Annotated in this window: 17 protein-coding genes, 1 tRNA gene and 1 riboswitch; of the genes, 7 read left to right on the top strand and 11 right to left on the bottom strand. The window is 60.8% G+C overall.

The features are described 5' to 3' along the window. The first annotated feature begins 4 nt into the window (after positions 1-4). Complete coding sequence (locus ACW55A_RS19300; protein ID WP_455808669.1) at positions 5-1,180, top strand: sensor histidine kinase; 1,176 nt, start codon at positions 5-7, stop codon at positions 1,178-1,180. 23 nt (positions 1,181-1,203) lie between these two features. Here the strand turns inward: ACW55A_RS19300 and ACW55A_RS19295 are convergent, their stop codons facing one another. After that, complete coding sequence (locus tag ACW55A_RS19295; protein ID WP_455808668.1) at positions 1,204-2,691, bottom strand: SulP family inorganic anion transporter; 1,488 nt, start codon at positions 2,689-2,691, stop codon at positions 1,204-1,206. Between the two features lie 427 nt (positions 2,692-3,118). On the opposite strand from ACW55A_RS19295, the gene mapR reads away from it, so the two are divergent. Then, complete coding sequence (mapR, locus tag ACW55A_RS19290; protein WP_498811132.1) at positions 3,119-4,528, top strand: GntR family transcriptional regulator MpaR; 1,410 nt, start codon at positions 3,119-3,121, stop codon at positions 4,526-4,528. A 189-nt stretch (positions 4,529-4,717) separates the two neighbouring features. Here mapR and ACW55A_RS19285 read toward each other — a convergent pair whose 3' ends face one another. From ACW55A_RS19285 to ACW55A_RS19255, 7 genes are all read right to left on the bottom strand, one after another. Beyond that, positions 4,718-4,903: a hypothetical protein gene (locus ACW55A_RS19285; RefSeq protein ID WP_455808666.1), complete on the bottom strand. Its 186-nt coding sequence runs from the start codon at positions 4,901-4,903 to the stop codon at positions 4,718-4,720. Then, positions 4,895-4,970 (bottom strand) — tRNA-Asn (locus ACW55A_RS19280). Before ACW55A_RS19280 ends, ACW55A_RS19285 begins: the two co-directional genes overlap by 9 nt. A 131-nt stretch (positions 4,971-5,101) precedes the next feature. Continuing rightward, a complete protein-coding gene (locus ACW55A_RS19275) occupies positions 5,102-5,971 on the bottom strand; it encodes an energy transducer TonB (protein ID WP_498811131.1) in 870 nt (289 codons plus the stop codon). Next, positions 5,968-6,414, bottom strand: coding sequence for a protein TolR (gene tolR / locus ACW55A_RS19270; RefSeq protein ID WP_010438726.1), 447 nt, complete (start codon positions 6,412-6,414; stop codon positions 5,968-5,970). The genes ACW55A_RS19275 and tolR overlap by 4 nt, the downstream gene beginning before the upstream one ends. A 9-nt stretch (positions 6,415-6,423) precedes the next feature. Then, positions 6,424-7,134 carry a protein TolQ gene (gene tolQ, locus ACW55A_RS19265; RefSeq protein WP_003435891.1) on the bottom strand — a complete coding sequence of 237 codons (711 nt, stop codon included), beginning with the start codon at positions 7,132-7,134 and terminating at the stop codon, positions 6,424-6,426. A gap of 55 nt (positions 7,135-7,189) precedes the next feature. Continuing rightward, positions 7,190-9,124, bottom strand: coding sequence for a phytase (locus ACW55A_RS19260; protein WP_455808664.1), 1,935 nt, complete (start codon positions 9,122-9,124; stop codon positions 7,190-7,192). A gap of 37 nt (positions 9,125-9,161) precedes the next feature. Further along, positions 9,162-11,678: a TonB-dependent receptor gene (locus ACW55A_RS19255; RefSeq protein WP_455808663.1), complete on the bottom strand. Its 2,517-nt coding sequence runs from the start codon at positions 11,676-11,678 to the stop codon at positions 9,162-9,164. 565 nt (positions 11,679-12,243) lie between these two features. On the opposite strand from ACW55A_RS19255, the gene ACW55A_RS19250 reads away from it, so the two are divergent. Together ACW55A_RS19250 and ACW55A_RS19245 are read left to right on the top strand one after the other, a co-directional pair. Continuing rightward, positions 12,244-13,158: a GGDEF domain-containing protein gene (locus tag ACW55A_RS19250; protein WP_003411459.1), complete on the top strand. Its 915-nt coding sequence runs from the start codon at positions 12,244-12,246 to the stop codon at positions 13,156-13,158. Between the two features lie 9 nt (positions 13,159-13,167). Further along, on the top strand, positions 13,168-14,205 hold the full coding sequence (locus ACW55A_RS19245; RefSeq protein ID WP_498811129.1) for an AraC family transcriptional regulator: 1,038 nt from the start codon (positions 13,168-13,170) through the stop codon (positions 14,203-14,205). Positions 14,206-14,212: 7 nt separating this feature from the next. Here ACW55A_RS19245 and ACW55A_RS19240 read toward each other — a convergent pair whose 3' ends face one another. From ACW55A_RS19240 to pmrG, 3 genes are read right to left on the bottom strand one after another with little or no spacing between them, the layout of a single operon-like run. Continuing rightward, positions 14,213-14,887 carry a response regulator transcription factor gene (locus ACW55A_RS19240; protein WP_003435895.1) on the bottom strand — a complete coding sequence of 225 codons (675 nt, stop codon included), beginning with the start codon at positions 14,885-14,887 and terminating at the stop codon, positions 14,213-14,215. Positions 14,888-14,907: 20 nt separating this feature from the next. Continuing rightward, positions 14,908-15,780, bottom strand: a complete 873-nt coding sequence (locus ACW55A_RS19235) for a phosphatase PAP2 family protein (protein WP_498811128.1) — start codon at positions 15,778-15,780, stop codon at positions 14,908-14,910. Next, positions 15,777-16,472, bottom strand: a complete 696-nt coding sequence (gene pmrG, locus ACW55A_RS19230; protein ID WP_455808661.1) for a lipopolysaccharide core heptose(II)-phosphate phosphatase PmrG — start codon at positions 16,470-16,472, stop codon at positions 15,777-15,779. The genes ACW55A_RS19235 and pmrG overlap by 4 nt, the downstream gene beginning before the upstream one ends. A 316-nt stretch (positions 16,473-16,788) precedes the next feature. Next, positions 16,789-16,987, top strand: a riboswitch (cobalamin riboswitch). A 130-nt stretch (positions 16,988-17,117) separates the two neighbouring features. Between pmrG and ACW55A_RS19225 the strand changes: the two genes are divergently transcribed. From ACW55A_RS19225 to ACW55A_RS19215, 3 genes are read left to right on the top strand one after another with little or no spacing between them, the layout of a single operon-like run. Further along, a complete protein-coding gene (locus ACW55A_RS19225; RefSeq protein ID WP_003371964.1) occupies positions 17,118-18,131 on the top strand; it encodes an ABC transporter substrate-binding protein in 1,014 nt (337 codons plus the stop codon). Then, positions 18,128-19,150 (top strand): FecCD family ABC transporter permease, encoded by a 1,023-nt coding sequence (locus tag ACW55A_RS19220; protein ID WP_032609862.1) that lies wholly within the window; start codon positions 18,128-18,130, stop codon positions 19,148-19,150. Before ACW55A_RS19225 ends, ACW55A_RS19220 begins: the two co-directional genes overlap by 4 nt. Continuing rightward, positions 19,147-19,938 (top strand): ABC transporter ATP-binding protein, encoded by a 792-nt coding sequence (locus ACW55A_RS19215; protein WP_003417510.1) that lies wholly within the window; start codon positions 19,147-19,149, stop codon positions 19,936-19,938. The genes ACW55A_RS19220 and ACW55A_RS19215 overlap by 4 nt, the downstream gene beginning before the upstream one ends. Positions 19,939-20,034 lie beyond the last annotated feature (96 nt).

The following is a 20,034-nucleotide window of genomic DNA, read 5'->3' as shown; positions in this document are numbered from 1 at the left end:
CTTCATGCGAGATTTTTTCAGGCACAGACAAAAACCGTTGTGGCACTGGGTCGGCATGCGCATGAGCATGCTCGCCGTCGGTGCGGTCATCGTGATCGCGTTCTGCATGTGGCTACACGTCACGGTCTCTGACTGGCTCACCCTGCAGGCAATGCCGGCCGACGTGCGCATGGAGTTCCTGCGGCTGCAGGCCGAGCCCACCCTGGACATGGTCAAGCTGCGCGAACTGTTCTTCGAGTATTACCCGATCGAAAACCTGCTGCCGGGCATTGCCAACAAGGAATGGTGGGTGCTGGCAGCGCTGGTGTCGATCGCGATCCCGATCATCATATTCTTCGGCTTTCTGTTTTCCCGTCCGCTTTCCAGCCAGTTCTCCTCGATTGCCAGAGGCGCACGTCAGGTCGCCCAGGGTGACTTCAAGACGCGCCTGCCGATGAGCGCCAACGACCCGGACGAATTGCAGGCGCTGGTCAGCGACTTCAATACCATGACCACTCAGCTCGGCCGTTACGAACTGGAAGTCAGCGAGTCCAGTGCCATGATTGCCCATGAGCTGCGCACGCCACTGAATGCCGCCATGGGACGCATACAAGGCATGATCGACGAAGTGTTCCCGTGTGACCTGGCACAACTGGAAATGGTCCACCGCCAGCTCGGCCAGTTGAACAAACTGGTGAGTGATCTGCACCTGCTCTCGCTCGCCAGCGCGGGTCAGTTGACCCTGGACAAGACGGAGTTTTCCCTTGAGAAACTGGTGGTCGAACGTCTGGGCTGGTTTGCCACGCCGCTCGATGAGGCAGGTGTCGCCGTGACGATCGATATCCCGCGGAAATTGACCGTCAACGCCGACCGTGACCGGATCGGTCAGGTCGTGAATATTCTCGTCGATAACGCGCTGCGCTATTCGGCGATGGGTGGTGAGCTGCTGATTGTTGGCAAAGCCAGCGCAGCGCGCATGGAACTGACCGTCTCGGACCGCGGCCCCGGCTTTGACTCGGAGAACCTCGAACAGGTGTTCGACCGCTTCTGGCGTGCCGAACGTTCGCGGGCGCGCTATTCGGGAGGCAGCGGCCTTGGCCTGTCCATCGCCAGAGCGATTTGTCTCGAGCACGACGGCACTATCGAGGTCCGCAACAGGCCAGGCGGAGGATCAGTCATCCGCCTGGAGATTCCGGGCTGAGCCTGCCTGCCCGGCCCCGCAGATCAGTGCCCCATCAACGAATCGATACCGTCCGGCTTGTCATGCACACCAAAGCGGTCCACCAGCGTAGCGGTGGCCCGGTTCATGCCGATAACGTCGACGCTGATGCCCGCCTTTCTCAGTTTCAAAACCACCTTGTCCAATGCGGCCACAGCGGTGATGTCCCAAAAATGCGCCTCGCGCAGATCGATGACCAGTGTCTCGAGGCTTTCGCGCAGGTCGAATGAGGCCATGAAACGGTCAGCGGAGGCGAAGAATACCTGGCCGGTCACGTAGTAGGTGCGATGGCTGTGGAAGGGATCACGATGCGACGTGACATCGAGGAAGTGAGCGATCTTGCTGGCAAAGAACATCGAGGCAAGCAGAGAACCGACCAGCACACCATAGGCAAGGTTATGGGTAGCCACGACCACCACCACGGTGACCACCATCACGATGTTGGTCGAGAGCGGGTATTCCTTGAGGTTGCGGATCGATCCCCAACTGAAGGTACTGATCGATACCATGATCATCACCGCCACCAGCGCCGCCATCGGTATACGCGCCAGCCATTCGCCCAGAAACAGCATCATGATCAACAGCAGTAAACCTGCGCTGAGGGTTGAAAGACGTGTTCTGCCGCCAGACTTCACGTTGATCATCGACTGGCCGATCATGGCGCAGCCAGCCATGCCACCGATCAGACCCGTGGCGATATTGGCAATGCCCTGCCCTTTGCACTCACGGTTTCGGTCACTGGCGGTATCAGTCAGGTCATCGACGATGGTCGCGGTCATCATCGACTCCAGCAGGCCCACCACGGCCAGCGCGGCGGAATACGGCAGAATGATCAGCAGTGTGTCGAGATTGAGCGCGACGTCCGGCCACATGAAGGTCGGCAGACTGTCGGGCATTGCGCCCATGTCACCCACGGTTCGTACATCAAGCCCCATGTAAATGGAAATTGCGGTGAGCACCAGAATGCACACCAGCGGCGAAGGCAGCAACTTGCCCAGCACCGGCACGCGCGGGAACAGGTAGATGATTGCCAGGCCCGCTGCGGTCATCGCGTAAACCGGCCAGGTCACATGGGTCAATTCCGGCAACTGGGCCATGAAAATCAGAATCGCCAGTGCATTCACGAACCCGGTAACCACCGAGCGTGAAACGAAGCGCATCAACTCACCCAGGCGCAGATAGCCGGCGATGATCTGTAATACGCCGCAGAGCAAGGTGGCGGCCAGCAAATACTGAAGCCCGTGCTCTTTGACCAGATTCACCATCAGCAAGGCCATCGCACCTGTAGCCGCAGAAATCATCGCCGGGCGCCCGCCCACGAACGCGATGACCACGCAGATACAGAACGACGCGTAAAGCCCGACTTTCGGGTCTACCCCGGTGATGATGGAGAACGCGATGGCCTCTGGAATCAGGGCCAATGCAACAACCAGCCCGGCCAATACATCGGCACGAACGTTGGAAAACCACGTAGCTTTGATTTTTTCGAGCATGGAAATACCTGTGACAGACGCAGCAAGACGCACGGCAGCGATTGCCGGACGAGCAGGAGCATCGGTTTTCGATTAAGTAGTCAGACTGGGAGTGGCGGCGACCAAAAAACGGGCGCAGCAACGGGCGACTGCAGCAAGAAGGCAGTCAGGTGTTGCGAGGGGGGCGTAGCGCTAAGGCGGCGTAGGCAGCCAGTTGGAACGGGACACGTCTATTTCCTTCGATGGGTCGTAAGGCGCTGGCATCATAGACCTATCCGTTTGAGTGATTCAAGCGCAAGTCATCTTCCCGAACGACCTGAGTGACGGATGGCGCAACACCCTGAAACACGTGAACAAGCCATCTGATTCTGTTTTTTACAGCTGTTGTGTCTCTGTTCGTTATGGCCGGTTTCGCTCATGATGCAGCCTTGTTCATTCGATGCCGCTTATGAAACGTTACGAAAAATTCGCCGCCGACATCTCGGAAATGATTCGCAGCGGCGTCCTGCCCGCCGGGGAAAAAGTCCCGTCCGTACGCGTCGCGAGTCGCACCTGGTCCGTCAGCCCGGCGACGGTCTTCAAGGCCTATTACCTGCTGGAAGACAAGGGACTGATTCAGGCCCGCGCACGCTCCGGGTATTACGTGCGCGAGCATGCCGCCAATGCACTGACCGAACCTGAACTGATCAGACACGCCAGCGAAGGCACCGAACTGGGTGTCAGCGACCTGATCTTTTCAGTGCTCGGCTCGCTCAAGGACCCGGACACCGTGCCATTTGGCTCGGCGTTTCCCAGCCCGCACCTGTATCCGTTGGCGAGCCTGGCAAAGTCGATGGCTTCAGCTATGCGTGCGCTGACGCCTGCGGGCATCGTCAGCGACATGACCACCGGAAACCCCGAGCTGCGCCGACAGATCGCCCTGCGCTACATGATCAGTGGCGTGCGCTTGCCCGCTGACGAACTGGTCATCACCAATGGCGCCATGGAAGCCCTGAACCTGTGCCTGCAGTGCGTCACCGAGCCCGGCGACCTGGTCGCCATCGAAGCTCCGGCGTTCTATGCCTGCCTTCAAGTGCTGGAGCGTCTGAAGCTGAAAGCCGTCGAAATCCCCGTGCATCCGCGTGACGGGGTGGACCTCGATTCGCTGCAGGACAGCCTGACACGCCTGCCGATCAAGGCTTGCTGGTTCATGAGCAGCTTTCAGAACCCATTGGGCGCGAGCATGACTCAGGAAAACAGGATCAGGCTCTACGACCTGCTGGAACAGCATCAAATCCCGTTGATCGAGGACGATGTGTACGCCGAACTGTATTACGGCGCCAAGGCGCCTCACCCGGTGAAAAGCCTGGACCGCAGCGGACTGGTGATGCACTGCAGCTCGTTTTCCAAGACCCTCGCGCCCGGCTATCGGGTCGGCTGGGTGGCAGGCGGGCGTTACACCGAGCAGATTGACCGCCTCAAGCTCATGACCACCCTCTCCCCTTCGGTCCGCGCTCAGGCCGCGCTCGCCGACTACCTCAAGCACGGCGGCTATGACCGCCATCTGCGTAAGCTGCGCGACACCCTCGAACTGCAACAAGGCGCGATGCTCGCCGCTGCCGCCCGCTATTTCCCGGCGGCGACACGCGTCACCCGCCCCGTCGGCGGCTACTTTCTGTGGTTCGAATTCCCCGAGCAGGTTGATTCGCTGCAGCTCTTTCAACTCGCGCTCGCGCAGGGCATCAGCCTCGCACCCGGCCCGATCTTTTCCGCGTCACGGCGCTTCAAGAATTGCGCGCGCCTTAACTACGGCACTCCCTGGGACGAACGCAGCGAGCAGGCCATGGCAATGCTGGGCCGTATCATCGCGTCGTTCTAAGCGTTTTCATGCCTTGCATAAAGACAACTGATCCGTATTTTTAAGCCGTTTCTGAATCTGTACCAGAATCTATCCGAGCACGATAATGGCAGTGCATTGAAACGCGCAGGCCAACCGCCAAGAGTGGCGCCTGCGACTCGTTACAGACAGATCGATCAGCAGGAGACGCTCATGGGCAAGCTCGGACTTTCATTGATAGGTTTTTTGTTGTTGGCGATAGCGGTTGGTTTGCTGGGGACTATTTCGCCGTATTGAGGCGCCAGGAATGCTGAAGCCGCGCTGCATTAGCGCCAAAACGAAAAAACCCGCCATCAGGCGGGTTTTTTCTTGTTCAAAGGCATCACACATCGCCTTTGAAATATCATCTGGCTCCACGACCTGGACTCGAACCAGGGACCCAGTGATTAACAGTCACTTGCTCTACCAACTGAGCTATCGCGGAATGAGCGCTATGTTACTGATTCGGAAAAGGAAGTCAAGCAGAGCAGAAAAAAATCTTGCTCGTTGATCCGTGCGCCATTTGCGGCCAAACAGGAGCACGGTTCAGAAGACTGCCTGCCAGACACGGTAGCCTTACTTGATCCGATAGTGGAAGGTATTCTTTACCCCGGGCACGGTCACCGCCCTGCCCTCGACAACCCGTGGCTGATAACGAAAGGTTTGCGCTGCGGCCAGTGACGGACGGATGAACAATGGATGGCAGGCACCCTGCACTTGCGGGTTGACCACTGTGCCTTGCGGTGACACGTCGTAGACCACCGTGCAATCACCCTCGATGCCTTTGTCCAGCGCCCGTTCGGGATAGTCCGGGGCCTCCTTGCTCAGCGGCTGGTACTGGCTGCTGTCGGCAGGGGCAGCCTGCTGCTGTGCTGACTGCTGCGCCTGGCGGGCACGCTCGGCGGACTGGCGTGCCTGCTCAGCCTGACGCTGCTGCTCGATCTGCTGACGTTGCTGTTCGGCCAATTGCTGTTCCTGCTGCCTGCGCTGCTCGGCCTCGCGCAGGCGTTGGGCATTCTGCAGTTGCTCGCGCTCGCGCTTTTGCTCTTCGACGCGCTTGCGGGCCACTGCAGCCTGGTCGGGTTGACGTTGCGGCTCTGCCTGCGGTTTCACAGCTTCGAGCGGTTTGCTGACCGGCAACGATGCAGGTGCAGGGGGTGGCGGCACCTGCACGGGCTCGCTTACCGGTGCCGCCGCCACTGGAACCGGCTCAGGCGCGGGCGTTGGCGTTGGCGTTGGCGTTGGCGGCAGAATCAGTAATTGGGTGGTTAGGGTTCTGACCGGTTCGGGCGGCTTTTCCCAGGCGTTCCAGCCGAACATCAGACCGCTCAGCAAAGCGCCGTGCAACGCCAGCGCGACCGCCGCCGCGAGGCCATTGCGGCGCAGCCAGGGCCGGTTCCCCCATTCGCGACGCGGCGGCTGATAGTCGAGGGTCAGGGTGTTCATTGCGGCGCCTCGGTCACCAGCCCCAGTTGCGTCACGCCACTGCGTTGCAGGGCCGCCATGGCAGCGACCACACGACCGTAATCGGCTTTGTCATCCGCGCGGATGAACACTTGCGTGTCGTTGCGCTCGGCCACCAGTCGGGCAATGCGCGCCTGCATGTCTTCCAGGCTCGCGGCCTGATCGGTCTGCGCCTGAGTGTCGACGGTATCGCCCAGGTTCCAGTAGTAGCCGCCCTGCGCCTTGACGGACAACGTCACGATACGCTGCCGGGTATCGGTGACGAGCGCTTCGCTGGCCACTTTGGGTAACTCGATTTTCACCCCTTGGGTCAGCATCGGTGCCGTGACCATGAAAATCACCAGCAGCACCAGCATCACGTCGATGTAAGGCACGACATTCATTTCGGCCTTCGGGCCATGTTTGCGTTGCGGTTTGACCAGCATGACAAGTCCTCAGGCCGCAGCGGCCATGTTGCGTGTCAGGCCTTGCAGAGTGCGGTTCAGGCGCACCTGCAGTTCATTGCCGAAGCTGTAGTAACGCGCCGTGAGCGTCTGGCCACGCGCAGCAAAACGATTGTAGGCGATAACGGCAGGAATGGCGGCGAACAGCCCGATGGCCGTGGCAATCAAGGCTTCGGCAATACCCGGCGCGACCGTCGATAGCGTGGCCTGCTGCACCTGCGACAGGCCGATGAACGAGTTCATGATCCCCCAGACGGTGCCAAACAGGCCGATATACGGGCTGACCGAGCCTACCGTGGCGAGAAACTGCAGGCCTTTTTCCAATTGCAGCTCTTGCTCGCTGATGGCGACCTGCAGCGAGCGCTCGACGCCGGAGAGCACCACATCAGGCTCGATACCCGGCCGCTGCTTGAGCTGCATGTATTCGGCGTAACCCGCCTGAAATACGTCCTCGATCCCAGTCGCATCGCGCTGCGCAGAGGATGCCTGCGCCTGCAGCGTTGCCAGGTCGGCGGCACTGCGAAAGCGTTGCTGGAAGGCATCCAGTGAGCGCTCGTAATGACGCAGGACAAGGCTGCGCTGGATGATCAGGAACCAGCTGACCAGCGAGGCGAGCAGCAAAATCAGCATCACGGCCTTGACCAGCAGGCTGGCATCGCTGATCAGGCCCCAGATGGTCATGTGTTCGAGAGTGGCGTGCATCGGGGTAGTCCTCTGTAATGGAACGAATGATTAGCACCGCTTGATGACAAACGACTTACGGCAGCTTCAAGGTCTTCATGACCTCCGCCCACGGCACGAACTTGAAGTTCTGCGCCTGCTCGGGCATGCGCTTGCGCCCGTCCTGAACCACCAGCATGCCTTTGCTCCAGGGGCCGCCGAGGTTCATGGCGGTCACTTCGATGCCGTCGGTTTCCGAGGTGCCGTCAATCCCCGCCTTCGCGTTCAGGCCGACCCGAAAGGCGCCGCGCAGTGCATAAGGCGGCTCGGCATCCACCACCACATAGCTGTCGTTGCCCTGACTGGAAATCAGCAGATAGTCATGGCCATCGCTCTGGTACAGCGCCAGCCCCTCGACATCGGCGTGCACCACTTCACCCACCTTGATCACGCTGGACAGCGTTGCAGGCTGATCCGCCCGCGCATCGACTTCCCAGACACCTACGTCTTCTTCACCGAGAAACAGGCGCTGACGCTGGTCATCGGCCACGCAGCCTTCCGGTTGGGTGTCGACCTTGAAGCGGCGCACCAGCTCGCCTTTGGCCTTGCCATCCGGGGCGCTGAGCCGGTATTGGAGAAAGCTGCCGTCCTTGCCGTTGGCGAAGGCATACAGCTCGCCACTGGCAGGCTTGAACAGGCAGACGCCGTAGATTTCCGCCAATGGCGTGGCAATTTCCCCCGCCTCGTGAAGCGTGCCGCTGGCGCGGTCGATGCTGAACAGGCTCAGGCTGTTGCGATCGCGATTACTCGCCACGGCCAGGTCGACGTTCTTGTTGCCCAGCATGAAACCGGGGCGCACATCGACATTGTTCAAACGCCCGACCGGCAGCTCCTGTAACTGCTTGCCGCTCAGGTCGTAAGCCAGCAGACCCTGCTTCTTGTTGGTACCCAGCACCCGGCTGAGTGCCGGATTTTTCGGGTTGACCCAGATCGCCGGGTCGTCGGCGGCGTCACCCTGACGCCCGACCGACTGGCTCTGGATGGCCGGCATGACACTCGGCAGCGGCGCAGCAACCGCGACCGGTTTGGGCGTCCAGTTCAGCGCCCCCTGATACAGACGCTCACCGTCCTTGTCGTTGACCAGCACCTGCAAACCGCCCTTGTTCTCATGCACCGAGAGACCTTCGGGCTTCTTCAGGTTCATCAATGACAGATCGGCCACCGGCACCCAGGCTGCCTGCTGTTGATCATCCTGCTGCTGATAGAGATGCAACGACTTGCCCTTCGGGTCCAGCGCCAGCAGACCGCCAGGCACAACAGCCATTGCCCCGGCGGCCTGTTTCAGCTCGCCAAACGGCTCGCGCAGCGCCACCGGCTGCCGGGCGACATCGGCCTCGGGATGCGCCGGGTAAGCCCACCAGCCGATGTTCGCTTCATTGACGAACAACCTGTGCGCGGCATCGTCGACCTGACAAAACTCGGCGTTGGGAGGCAGCGGAAGATTGCGCACCAGGCGCGGCTCGCCATTGAGCCGGTTGTTCGCACCAATCAGCCATTGCTCGCCCTTGCCCTCTTCGCCCACCAAAAATACAAACAGGTTGCTGGCGTCATCGCGATACAGACACAGGCCGGCCACTGAATAGTCGCGTGCCGGCAGGTAGACCGGCTTCGACCAGTGCATCTTCGCCGGGTCCAGCTGGGTCAGCAGTGCCTGTTGACGTGCGTTGTCCAGCGTCGCGAGCAAGACGCTCTCGCCCGTTGAGCGGCTGTCGAGACCTTGAAATGAACCGGGCATGCTTGCCAATTCGCGGCCCTGCTCATCCAGCAGCAACAGGCCGGCCTTGATGCTCGCGGCCAGACGCCGATTGCCGTCACTGTCCGGCAAGAAGGCGACAGACTGAGCCTTGAACGAGGCGTTTTCAGCCCAGCGCGTCAGGTTCAGGTCCATCGGCGAGGAGGCCTGCGCAGCCCCGGCCGTCAGGCAAAGCAAGAGCGCCAGGCACACTGGCTTGGGTGATAGCGAAATCATCATGAACGGTTGAATCCTTTGAATGAGCGCTTCAGATCGATCAGAAATGGGTGAAGGTCAGGCCGACCTTGTAAGTCGGGCCGTACTCTTCGTACTGGCCGTTGTAGGCACGATGGCCGCTGTAGACGAAGTACGGCTGATCGGTAAGGTTCTGGGCCTCGAAGCTGACCTTGAGGTTCTTTGTCAGTGAATAGCGCGCGCTGAAATCAACGAAGGTCTGCGCGTCCACATACTGGTCATGGTCCTTGTCGCCGATCGCCGCCAGCTCGTAGAGGTAGGCCGACTTGTAGTTGGCGGACAGACGCAGACTGAGCTTGTCGTTCTCCCAGCCGAGCATGACGTTACCGACGGTTTTCGACTGGCTGGGCAGGTCGATATCGCGTTTGCGATTGCTGCCGGTGCTCTGGTCGAAACCGTTGATGCTGGCATCCGAGCGGCTCAACGTGGCATTGGCGCCCAGCAGCAGACCGTTCCATGGCGCAGGCAACCAGTCGAGCTTCTGCGAGTAGGCCAGCTCCAGGCCATACAGCTTGGCCTTGTCGCCATTGGCAAAGGTGTTGGCCTCGGAGAAGTTCGCCCACTGCCCGGTGCCGGCCAGGTCGGTGTTGTAGACGAAATTCTGGATATCCTTGTAGAACACGAACGCCGACACCGTGCCTGCGCGGCCCATGAAGTGTTCGATGCCCAGGTCCAGGTTGCTTGACTCCAGCGGCTTGAGATTCGGGTTACCGAAAGACGCTTCGTCATCATCGATCACAAAACCCGGTGCCAGTTGTCCGAACGTGGGACGTACCACGGTTTTGGTCCATGCAGCACGCAGTTGGGTACTCTTGTCGATCTGATAACGGGCATGCAGGCCCGGCAGCCAGTGATGATAGCGACGGCTGGTGGTACTGGACTCGAACGTGCCATCACGCACACCAGTGCCCTTGGCGTCCATTTCCGTGCCTTCGTAGCGCAGGCCGGCGATGAAGCGCCACTTGTCGACATCCAGGGTATTCATGAAGTAACCGGCGTTGATGTCTTCGTTGATCTTGAAGTCATTGGCGCGGCTTTCGGCCTCGTCGTAGGCGTCAGCAGCGTTGAGGCCACCGATCAGCCCCTTGATCGCACCGGGGCTGATGCCGCTGCCGAAGTTGCCCAGCCGGTGGTCGATGTTGCCTTTCTGGAACTGCGTCAGGTTGAGTTGCTGGTCGCTGAAGCCCAAGTCATCGAAATCCTCGTATTTCCAGACTTCCAGGTCATTGCTCTTGTCGCGACGGCTGACCTTGCCACCAAACTTGAACTGCGAGGCATAGCCCTTGAAATCGTAATCACGGGCCAGGTCCAGACGCAGGTTTTTCTCGGTGTCCTTGGTGTACTGCTTTTCCCAGTCGACCTTGTCCAGGGTGAAGTTCGAGTTGTCGTAGAACGAGGAGCCGACAATCGGCCGCGGCTTGTCGCGGTCGTAGAAACCGGTGTCGGCAAAGTCATCGTTGCCGACGAACGTGGCGCCTGCGATATGGCCAGGGCTGTCCTCGCTGGATTCGCTGTAACCGGCCTGGCCGCTGAGGGTCCACAGGCCGACCATGCGCTCGCCACCGAACACGTAGGACTGGATTTCCTGGGTTTCAGTACGCGCCTTGAGCTTGCGCGTGCCTTCGGCATCGCCTGTCTGCCCTGCGCTTTGCGCATCGGCAAACTCGAAACCGTTGGTGGTGCGGACTTCGTCGTCCTTGAAGCGGCTGTACAGGGTGCGCAGGTAATACTTGCTGACGTCATCGGGCCGGTAATCGAAGTTCAGGCCGCCACCGGCGCGCTCGCGACTGATGTCGTAGTCGCGCTGTTCGAATGATTGCAGCCGCGCGCCATCCCAGTCACCGCCGGTTTCGACGTTGTCGGAGCCGAAGTCACGCTTCTGCCAGCTCAGCGCTGCTGCCACGCCGAAGTTGTCGATGCCGTCGCCGAGGCTGAAACGATTGCTCGCCGCGCCGGAAAACTTGGGACTGGTCTGACGGGTGTTCTTGTCGTAGCTGGCCTCGCTGCTGCCGGTGTAGAACAGGCCCTTGTGGTCGAAGGCCGAGAGGCTCTCGACATCGATGGTGCCACCCAGCGAATTGGCGTCCATGTCCGGGGTCAGGGTCTTGATCACTGACAGGGACTGCACCAGTTCGGCGGGCAGGACATCCAGCGCCACGGCGCGTCGATCACTTTCCGGGGCAGGCACCATGGTGCCGTTGATGGTCACGCTGTTCAGGTCGGGGGCCAGGCCACGAACGGTGACAAAGCGCCCCTCGCCCTGATCGCGCTCGACGCTGACGCCCGGCAGGCGCTGCACCGCTTCGGCGACGTTCTGGTCCGGTAACTGCGCAACACCGTCGGCATGCACCACGCTCTTTATGCTGTCGGAGCTGCGTTGCTCCTTGAGCGCGTTGTCGATGCTCGCGGCCTGGCCGACCACTTGCACGTGCTCGGTGGTATCGGCTTCGGCGGCCTGCAAACGTTCGCTGCCGATGGCAAACGCCAGCGCGCTGAGTGTGAAACCGACCAGTTGGGCCCTGCTGCGACGCCTGTGCATGTAAGTCCTCCCCCATAAACCCGACAGACCAGGCAAATGGCCCGGCAACTGGAGGCGCAAGCTAGAGTCGTGCAGTGACGGTTCTGTGACAGGTAACGGGCCCAGGGGCTGAAAACAGCGGGTTTGAGGGGAATCGAGCAGGTAAATGAGCTGATTTGACTTTCAGGCGGGGCTGGAGCTGTAGGCCGTACTGATGCTCGGTGTGTCTGGCGCACTGTATATACCGACTCTACTGTCGGTTCCCGACAGATCGCGAGCAAGCTCGCTCCCACGGCCGCTGGCCAGAATCAAACGCCGACAGGCAGGTAACTCTGATACGACACAACCTCATGCGTTACCCGCAACCGCTGCCAACGCAGCAATGGCACTGAAGACGCAGAGTGCGACGTAAGTGACGGCTGAGTCCTGGCGCTGATCCGGGGTGGCTTACACGTCAGATGCGAAGCAAAAACCTGTAACACACGTGAGCTGATTCGACCTTTCGCGGTTCGCGTTACCCGTCACCGAAGTGTCATGTGCATCTGTTCTGCTGGCCGATAATCAGCACCTCGGGAGCCGTCTGTTCATGTTCAGGATCATCCAACCTCATCGCTGGAAACTCGCCGTGCTGATGGTCGCCTCCAATCTCGGCCTGCTGGCGTTTCTGGCATTCGGCACGCTCAAACATGTCAGCGAATGGCAGTGGCTGGACATCGTCGGTGAAGGTGGCTCCGCCCTGCTGTCGCTGGTCTGGCTGTTTCTGGTGTTCAAGAGCAGACCGGCCGGCCGGGTGACCAATTACCTGTCGATCGGCCTGAGTTGCGTGTTCTTCTCGTGGTGGATCGACGCGCTCGACGAATTCATCCGCCTGCCCGCCGCGATCGAATGGGATCACTGGCTGGAATCCGGCCCGATGCCGGTCGGCCTGATTCTGTTGACCCTGGGCATCTACCACTGGCATCGCGAACAACTGGCAATCAGCGCACAAATGGAAAAACGCGAGCGCGGCTTTCGGGAGCACCGGTTGTACGACAAACTCACCCCGCTGGGCAGCGCCGACTACCTGAAGCGCCAACTGGTGGTCAGCCTGGAACAGAGTGTCTGCCAACAGCAGCCGCTGTCGCTGCTGGCGCTGGACGTGGATGGTTTCAGCGCGATCAACAATGCCTTCGGGCATGCCGAAGGCGATGAGGTGCTGTCGGCGCTCAGCCACTTGCTGGTGCTCAATCTGCGCCGTCAGGACCTGCTCTGCCGTCTGGCTGGCGACCGTTTCGTGGTGTTGTTGCCCAACACCGGAGAAAGCCAGGCAAAGCTGTTGGCGCTGGAGTTGCAGCAGGCGGTCGCCAGTCTGGCGCACAAGACCCGCCAACAGGGCGAACGCATTCACCTGTCGGCCAGCGTGGCGGTCGTCATGGCACTCAATGAAACGCCGGACAACCTGCTGCGCCGCCTCAATCTGTCGCTGGCTCGCGCCCGACGCCCTCTGACCTGCACTGCCTGAGCGCCTGCCATGACGCTTAAAAGTGACTGGTATGAAATCGACAGCCGCTTCATCCCCGGCCACTACCAGCCGGCAACGCTGATTGATCTGGCCTTGTCGCGCGGCATTGACAGCCATCGCCTGCTCAAAGGCACCGGGCTGTTTTACGAGGACATCGTTGCGGGCAATACGCGCCTGAGCCCTCAACAGTTTTTCGTCCTGATCGGTAACGCGCAACGTCAGATGGAAGCCGACGACACCAGCTTCCTGTTCGGCCAGCGGCTGTTTCCCGGCCACTACGGCGCGGCCAGTCACGCGCTGCGTCATGCGCAAAACCTGCATCAGGCGCTGGAGATACTGATCCGCCAACAGGCGCTGCTCAGCCCGCTGCTGATACCGCGTCTGGAGCTGGACGAACAGTTCGCCTATCTCTACTGGCTGGACAGTTGTGGTGCAGGTGAACAGCAACGCTTCCTGCTCGAAGCCGGCATGACTGCACTGGTGGCGATGAGTCAGTCGCTGAGCGGCGAGCGTTTGCCGTGGGAATGCAGTTTCTGTCACGAAGAGCCACGCTACATCGAGCAGTACTGGGTTCATCTGGGCGAAAACACGGCATTTGGCCGCCCGCTGAACATGATGCGCCTGCCCAGGTATTACCTTACCCATGCCTGGCCTGGCGCATCGCCCATTGCGGTGCAGGTCGCGCAGCAGGAAGCCGACGGGCAACTCGCCGCGCTGGGCATGTCGTTCAGCCTGCTGGACCGCTTGCACCAGCACCTGCGTGAACATGTGCGACAGGCCACCAGCCTGGAACAGGTCGCTCACGCTTTCGCCATGAGCCCGGCCACGCTGAAGCGCAAGCTGCACAAGCACGGCACGCACTTTCAGGCGCAGCACGACCTGGCGCGCAAGCACGTCGCGTTGTACCTGTATCAGATCAAGGGGATGAGCAACGAAGCTGTGGCGGACTACCTGAACTTCAACGACCCGGCCAATTTCCGCCGTTCATTCAAACGCTGGACCGGCAGCACACCGCCCCTGATCCAGCGCCTTTTCAACTTCGAATGAGTCCGCCTCAGCGCTGCGCGCACAGCTTGTAACCCAGGCCATGGGCCGTGTGCAGTAACGGCGTGTCGTGCCCGCCATCCAGTACCCGCCTGAGCACGTGGATGTTGCTGCGCAAACTGCTGCTGTTCGGGGCATCACGGCCCCAAAGCGCCTCTTCCAGCTCGGCCCGCTTGACGATATGCGGGCTTTTGCGCATCAGCAGTTCCAATAGCTTCATGTTGGTCGGGTTGAGCTTCAAAGGCACGCCTTTGCGGGTGACCTCCAGGGTGTCGAGATCGAACTGCAGGTCGGCAACCACCATCATCCGGTTGTCCTGGCGCTGCCGTCGGCTGACGATCGCTTCTACCCTGGCGAGCACTTCGGACATTGCAAACGGCTTGGTGATGTAGTCGTCGGCCCCCACCTTGAAACCGGTGAGCCGATCATCCAGTTCATCGCGCGCGCTGAGCATCACAATCGCGACTTCCGACTTCGAATACTGGCGCAGGCTGTGGCAGATCTGGTTGCCGTCGATGCCGGGCAGCATGATGTCGAGAATGATCGCATCGAAGCGTTTCGACGCGGCCAGATGCAGCCCGCTCAGGCCGTCCAGCGCCCCTTCTACCGCATGCCCCCTGAGCTCGAAGAATTCCAGCAGGTTATCGTGGATATCACGATGGTCTTCAATAACCAGAATGTTCATTGCCGCGCCTTGTTGTTGTTCTACCCGGCCGACCGGGAACCTGTCGCCAGTGCGTCTGCAGGTCGAGTGACGAATGCATCAGGTTTGTTGACGGCCAACGCCTGGCGAATCGGCTGTTGCAACCTCGATCGGCCATAGAAGCACAAGGCAACCAGCAACGTGCTCAGCCACACCACAATACCTGCCCAGAAGGTGTGCGACATGAAGTGCCAGCCTTGCAGCACCCGCGTGGTGCCGTAAATCATCCCGAGCAGCAGAATGGTCGCCAGCAGGGTATTCGAATGCCGCCAGCAATAGCGACGAGCCACGAAGTACAGGACCAGCAGACTGAACGCGCTTGACGCGTGACCGCCCGGCCAGCATCGCCCGGCGCCGGCCTCGTGCAGCAGGTTGAAGTTCCTGAACCACTCGATGTGCGCCTGACTGCCACCGTACAAGGTAGTCTCGACAGGACAGTAAACGCTGGTATGGCTTTTCAGGTAATGGATCATGGCGGTGCTCAGCGCAAAGGCAACGATGACGAAAAAGAAGTCCAGCCGGTGCCTGCGTGCAAAGCGCAGGAAGGTGCCCAACCGAGAGCCCGTCAGCCGCCTCGCAAGGCGCGATTCATCATATTTTTCCAGCAACGGCCAGACAAAGGACAGCATCGCACCAATGATCGCCAGCTCTCCGGTCCAGTTCGGAAGGATCCGCGCCCATCTGTGTGTGATGTTCTCGAACAGATGGCTCTGGCCGATGGGAAACACCCCGGCCGTCGAATCGAAAAACAGGTCACTCAGTTGCCGGTCGATCGTGGTCAGGTCGAAGGTGACGAAGACCAGTAACGCGAAAAACACCGGTACACCCAGGTTGATGCCGTAGAACCGCAGCCTGGCGCTGGAAGATGTCGTCAATTGAATTGCTCGCTGTTGAGGTTTGCCCATTGCCCGGCATTCAGGGAGCCGAGGATTTTCGGCGGATGGCTGCCGTCTATTTGTACGAAAAACGCCTGGGCGTACTCACTGGAGCGCTCGCCGCCAGGTACGCCGACCTTGCGCTCGAACTGATCGATGCAGCCACTGTGGGTCACCAGCACCATGTTCTCGCCGCTGACCTTGTGGGCCTGCACCGCTTTCATGAAGCCGCTGTCACAGTCGTTGATCCAGTCCTGGCCAGCCACCGCGTGCCCGGCCAACAGCTGCGCAGTCTGTTGCGTGCGGGTCTTGGAGCTGGCGATCATGCGCGCGTGGTCCATGCCCATTTTCTGCAACCCGGCGCCCACCGCCAAAGCGGCGTCGCGGCCGTTGGAGGTAATGCCGTCGGCGTCGCTCATGCACGGGTTGCTCGAGCGGTCACAGCGTTCGGCGTGGCGAATCATCACCACCACATTGCCTTGCCGCCAGTGCTCGCGAAGGCCGGAAACGCTCAGGTTGCTGCCGACCCCCAGGTCCACCACATGCACGCCTGAGAACGCCGAGTAGAACCATGCACAGATAGCCGTCAGCACGACGGCAACGGACATCGATACGATGTGCCGATGCAATTTGTAGCGCTGACTGATGCCCGAACGGGGAAGTACATTCTTGTTGATTATCGTGTCGGTCAAGGGACCACTCCTGCCATGAACCTATGTGTGGCGTTGACCTAGGGAGTGCCCGAGGTCTATGCCGCTCCCATGCAGGCAAGATAGGTTCAGCATCGTCCCGATGCGGTGAAGAAGATGTGAAAAACGTGTTGTGGCCCAGCGCCATGTTTTTCACGCGAACGCTCTGGAATGGGCCTTTGCGGTTTTACGGACGTGAACATGAAGATAATTTAAGCGTTTTTCCCGAAAGTTCCGTGCCCATCGGGACGGTTTTGGACTGACAGACCGTGTGCTGCAGCAGCTGTGCGCAAAGGATTAGCCACTAAAACGCTTATCGTTTACCATGCCGCGCGTCGGTTTCCGAGAGGAACTAACAGGGAATTCGCACGCCTTTCTCACCAGGCGAAAAACGAAACTGCCCCCGCAACTGTAGGCACCGAGCCTGCTCCATGACTGCCACTGGATCGTGATCCGGGAAGGCCGGAGCCTAGCGATGACGTGTCAGTCAGGAGACCTGCCGACCCGCTTCAATCCACTAACCGGCGGGGTGTCCGGGAAGGACATCCGCACGCGTCGGCATTTCCTGTCGTGCCCGGTGATCATCCGGGGATGTGTTTCCTGATGTGCATTGCGCCCTGGCACCTGCTCCAACGGAGACCGCATTTCATGTCGCTGCCCCGCCTCGCCGCACTCGCTGCCAGCCTGACGCTGTCCACCCTGGCCCTCGCCGCCCCCACTCAGTACCCGCTGACCCTTGAAAACTGTGGCGCGACCCTGACCTTCCAGCATGCGCCGACCAAGGCCGTCACCATTGGCCAGGCCGGCACCGAAATGCTTTACGAACTGGGCCTCGGCGACAGACTGGTCGGCACTTCCCTGTGGTTCAACAATGTATTGCCACGCTTCAAGGCGCAGAACGACAAGGTCGAGCGCCTGGCCGACAACGAGCCCAGTTTCGAGGCAGTGATTGGCAAGCGACCGGAACTGGTGGCCGTGCAACTGGAGTGGATGGTCGGCAAACAGGGCGTGGTCGGCACCCGCGAGCAGTTCCATGACCTGAAGATACCCACCTACATCCTGCCGTCCGACTGCGAAGGCAAGGACAATCTGGTCGGTGCCGATGGCACACGCCTGGAGCCGTTCCGCATCGACACCATCTACAAGAGCATCGAGCAACTGGCGCAGATTTTCGATGTGCGGGATCGCGGCGACGCGCTGGTTGCCGACCTCAAGGCCCGCCTGAGCGCAGCGATCGCCAACGTCCGGCAGAACAAGGCCAATGACGTCTCGGCGCTGTTCTGGTTCTCCAGCTCCGACCTCGCCAGCGACCCTTTCGTGGCCGGTCGCAAAGGCATTCCGGACTTCATGCTCAACAGCCTGGGCATGCGCAATATCGTTCAGTCCGACGAGGAATGGCCGACTGTGGGCTGGGAAACCATCGCCAAGGCCAACCCGAGCATTCTGGTCATCGCGCGCATGGATCGCCGCCGCTTCCCGGCCGACGATTACCTGAAAAAAATCGAATTCCTCAAGACCGACCCGGTGACCCGCAACATGGACGCGGTCAAGCATGACCGGATCGTGATCATCGACGCCGAGGGTATGCAGGCGGGCCTGCGTCTGTTTACCGGCTTCGAGGAACTGGCTGACGCCGCCAACCGTTTCAACGCTGCCAAATGAGATTGCCGATAGCGTTGGTTCATGTGCTCTGGGTCTCGGCAGTGCTGGTGCTGGCGATCATGATCGGGGCCGCGATCGGTGAAACCTCGATCAGCCTGAACGTGGTTTTCCAGGTGCTGGCCAACAAACTCTGGGGCGCTGGCTATGTACTCGACCCTATAGACGAAGGCATCGTCTGGAACTACCGGCTGACCCGCGCCATTGTCGCGGCGGCCTGCGGGGCCGGGCTGGCGATCTGTGGCGTGGTGTTGCAGTCGCTATTGCGCAACCCGCTGGCAGACCCGTATCTGCTGGGGATTTCCGCAGGGGCTTCCACCGGTGCAGTACTGGTCGCCATTCTGGGCTTCGGTGCAGGTGCGATCTCGATGTCGGCGGGCGCTTTTGTCGGGGCCGTGGCGGCATTTTCGCTGGTCGCCCTGCTGGCGCACTCTTCACGCGGCACCACGGCAGCCGGGCAGATCATTCTGGCCGGGATCGCCGGGTCGCAACTGTTCAATGCCCTGACCTCGTTTCTGATCACCAAATCGGCAAGCTCCGAGCAGGCACGCGGCATCATGTTCTGGCTGCTGGGTAACCTCAGCGGTGTGCGCTGGCACTCGGTCTGGCTGGCTGTGCCGACAGTGCTGGCAGGCCTGCTGGTGTGCCTCTGGCACCGGCGAGCGCTGGACGCGTTCACCTTCGGCAGCGACTCGGCGGCATCACTGGGGATCGCGGTACGGCGCGTACAGATCATCCTGATCGCCAGCGCTGCGCTGGTCACCGCGGTGATGGTCTCGATTGTCGGCTCCATCGGCTTCGTCGGGCTGGTGATCCCGCACGCGGTGCGGATGCTGGTCGGTGTCCGGCACGCCCGGCTGGTGCCGTTGAGCGCCTTGAGCGGCGCACTGTTTCTGATCGCTGCCGATATCCTTTCGCGCACCCTGATCAAGGGGCAGGCGCTGCCGATCGGTGTGATTACCGCACTGATCGGCGCACCGGTCTTCGCTTTGATTCTTATCCGGGGCAACAGCACGCGATGAATGCCTTACCTCATCCGCTCAGTGCACCGGTACTCGGTTGTTCCGGTCTGGGTTATTCGGTACGTGGCGCAGCTCTGCTGCGCGATGTCGACCTGAGCATTGCCGCAGGTGAAACCCTGGCCGTGGTCGGTCCCAACGGCTCGGGCAAATCCACCCTGCTCAAGCTACTGGCCGGTATTCAGAAGCCGGTCAGCGGCTCGGTCAGCCTGGGCGGGCAAGCACTTGAGTCATTGAGCCGCAGGGACGTGGCGCGCCTGCTGGCGGTGGTCGAGCAGCAGGCTGAAACCAGCGACGCCGTGACCGTGCTGGATGCCGTCGAACTGGGCCGCACGCCCTGGCTGTCGGCACTCGAGCCGTGGAGCGCCGAGGACGATGCAATCGTTCGCCAGGCGCTGCAGGATGTGGACATGCTGCACCTGCAAAAACGCGCCTGGCACACCTTGTCCGGTGGCGAGCGGCAACGTGTTCACATCGCCAGGGCGCTGGCGCAACGGCCGCAGATCCTTCTGCTGGACGAACCGACCAATCATCTGGACATCCAGCATCAACTGACCATCCTCGGCCTGGTCAGGGCCTTACCGGTGACCACCGTGATCGCCCTGCACGATCTGAATCAGGCGCTGGACTGCGACCGTGTGGCGGTCATGGAAAAGGGTCGGCTGGTCGCGCTGGGTGCGCCGCTCGAGGTACTGACTCCGGAACGCTTGCTGAGCACCTTCGGCGTGGTGGCGCACTGGCTGACCGACCCCAGTGACGGGGCGAAGATTCTGCGCCTGCGCTCGCGCTAAACCACGCCGATGGTCAGTCCGGCACCTGCTGCCATCTGCAACAGGTGCACCGCGCGGTCTGTGGCACTACAATGCGCGCTTTGCCCGCAGCCGGAT

The sequence above is a fragment of the Plantibacter cousiniae (nom. nud.) genome, assembly GCF_977070315.1.
The sequence above is the reverse complement of the archived record's forward strand: the minus strand, read 5'-3'. Positions and strand labels throughout refer to the sequence as shown.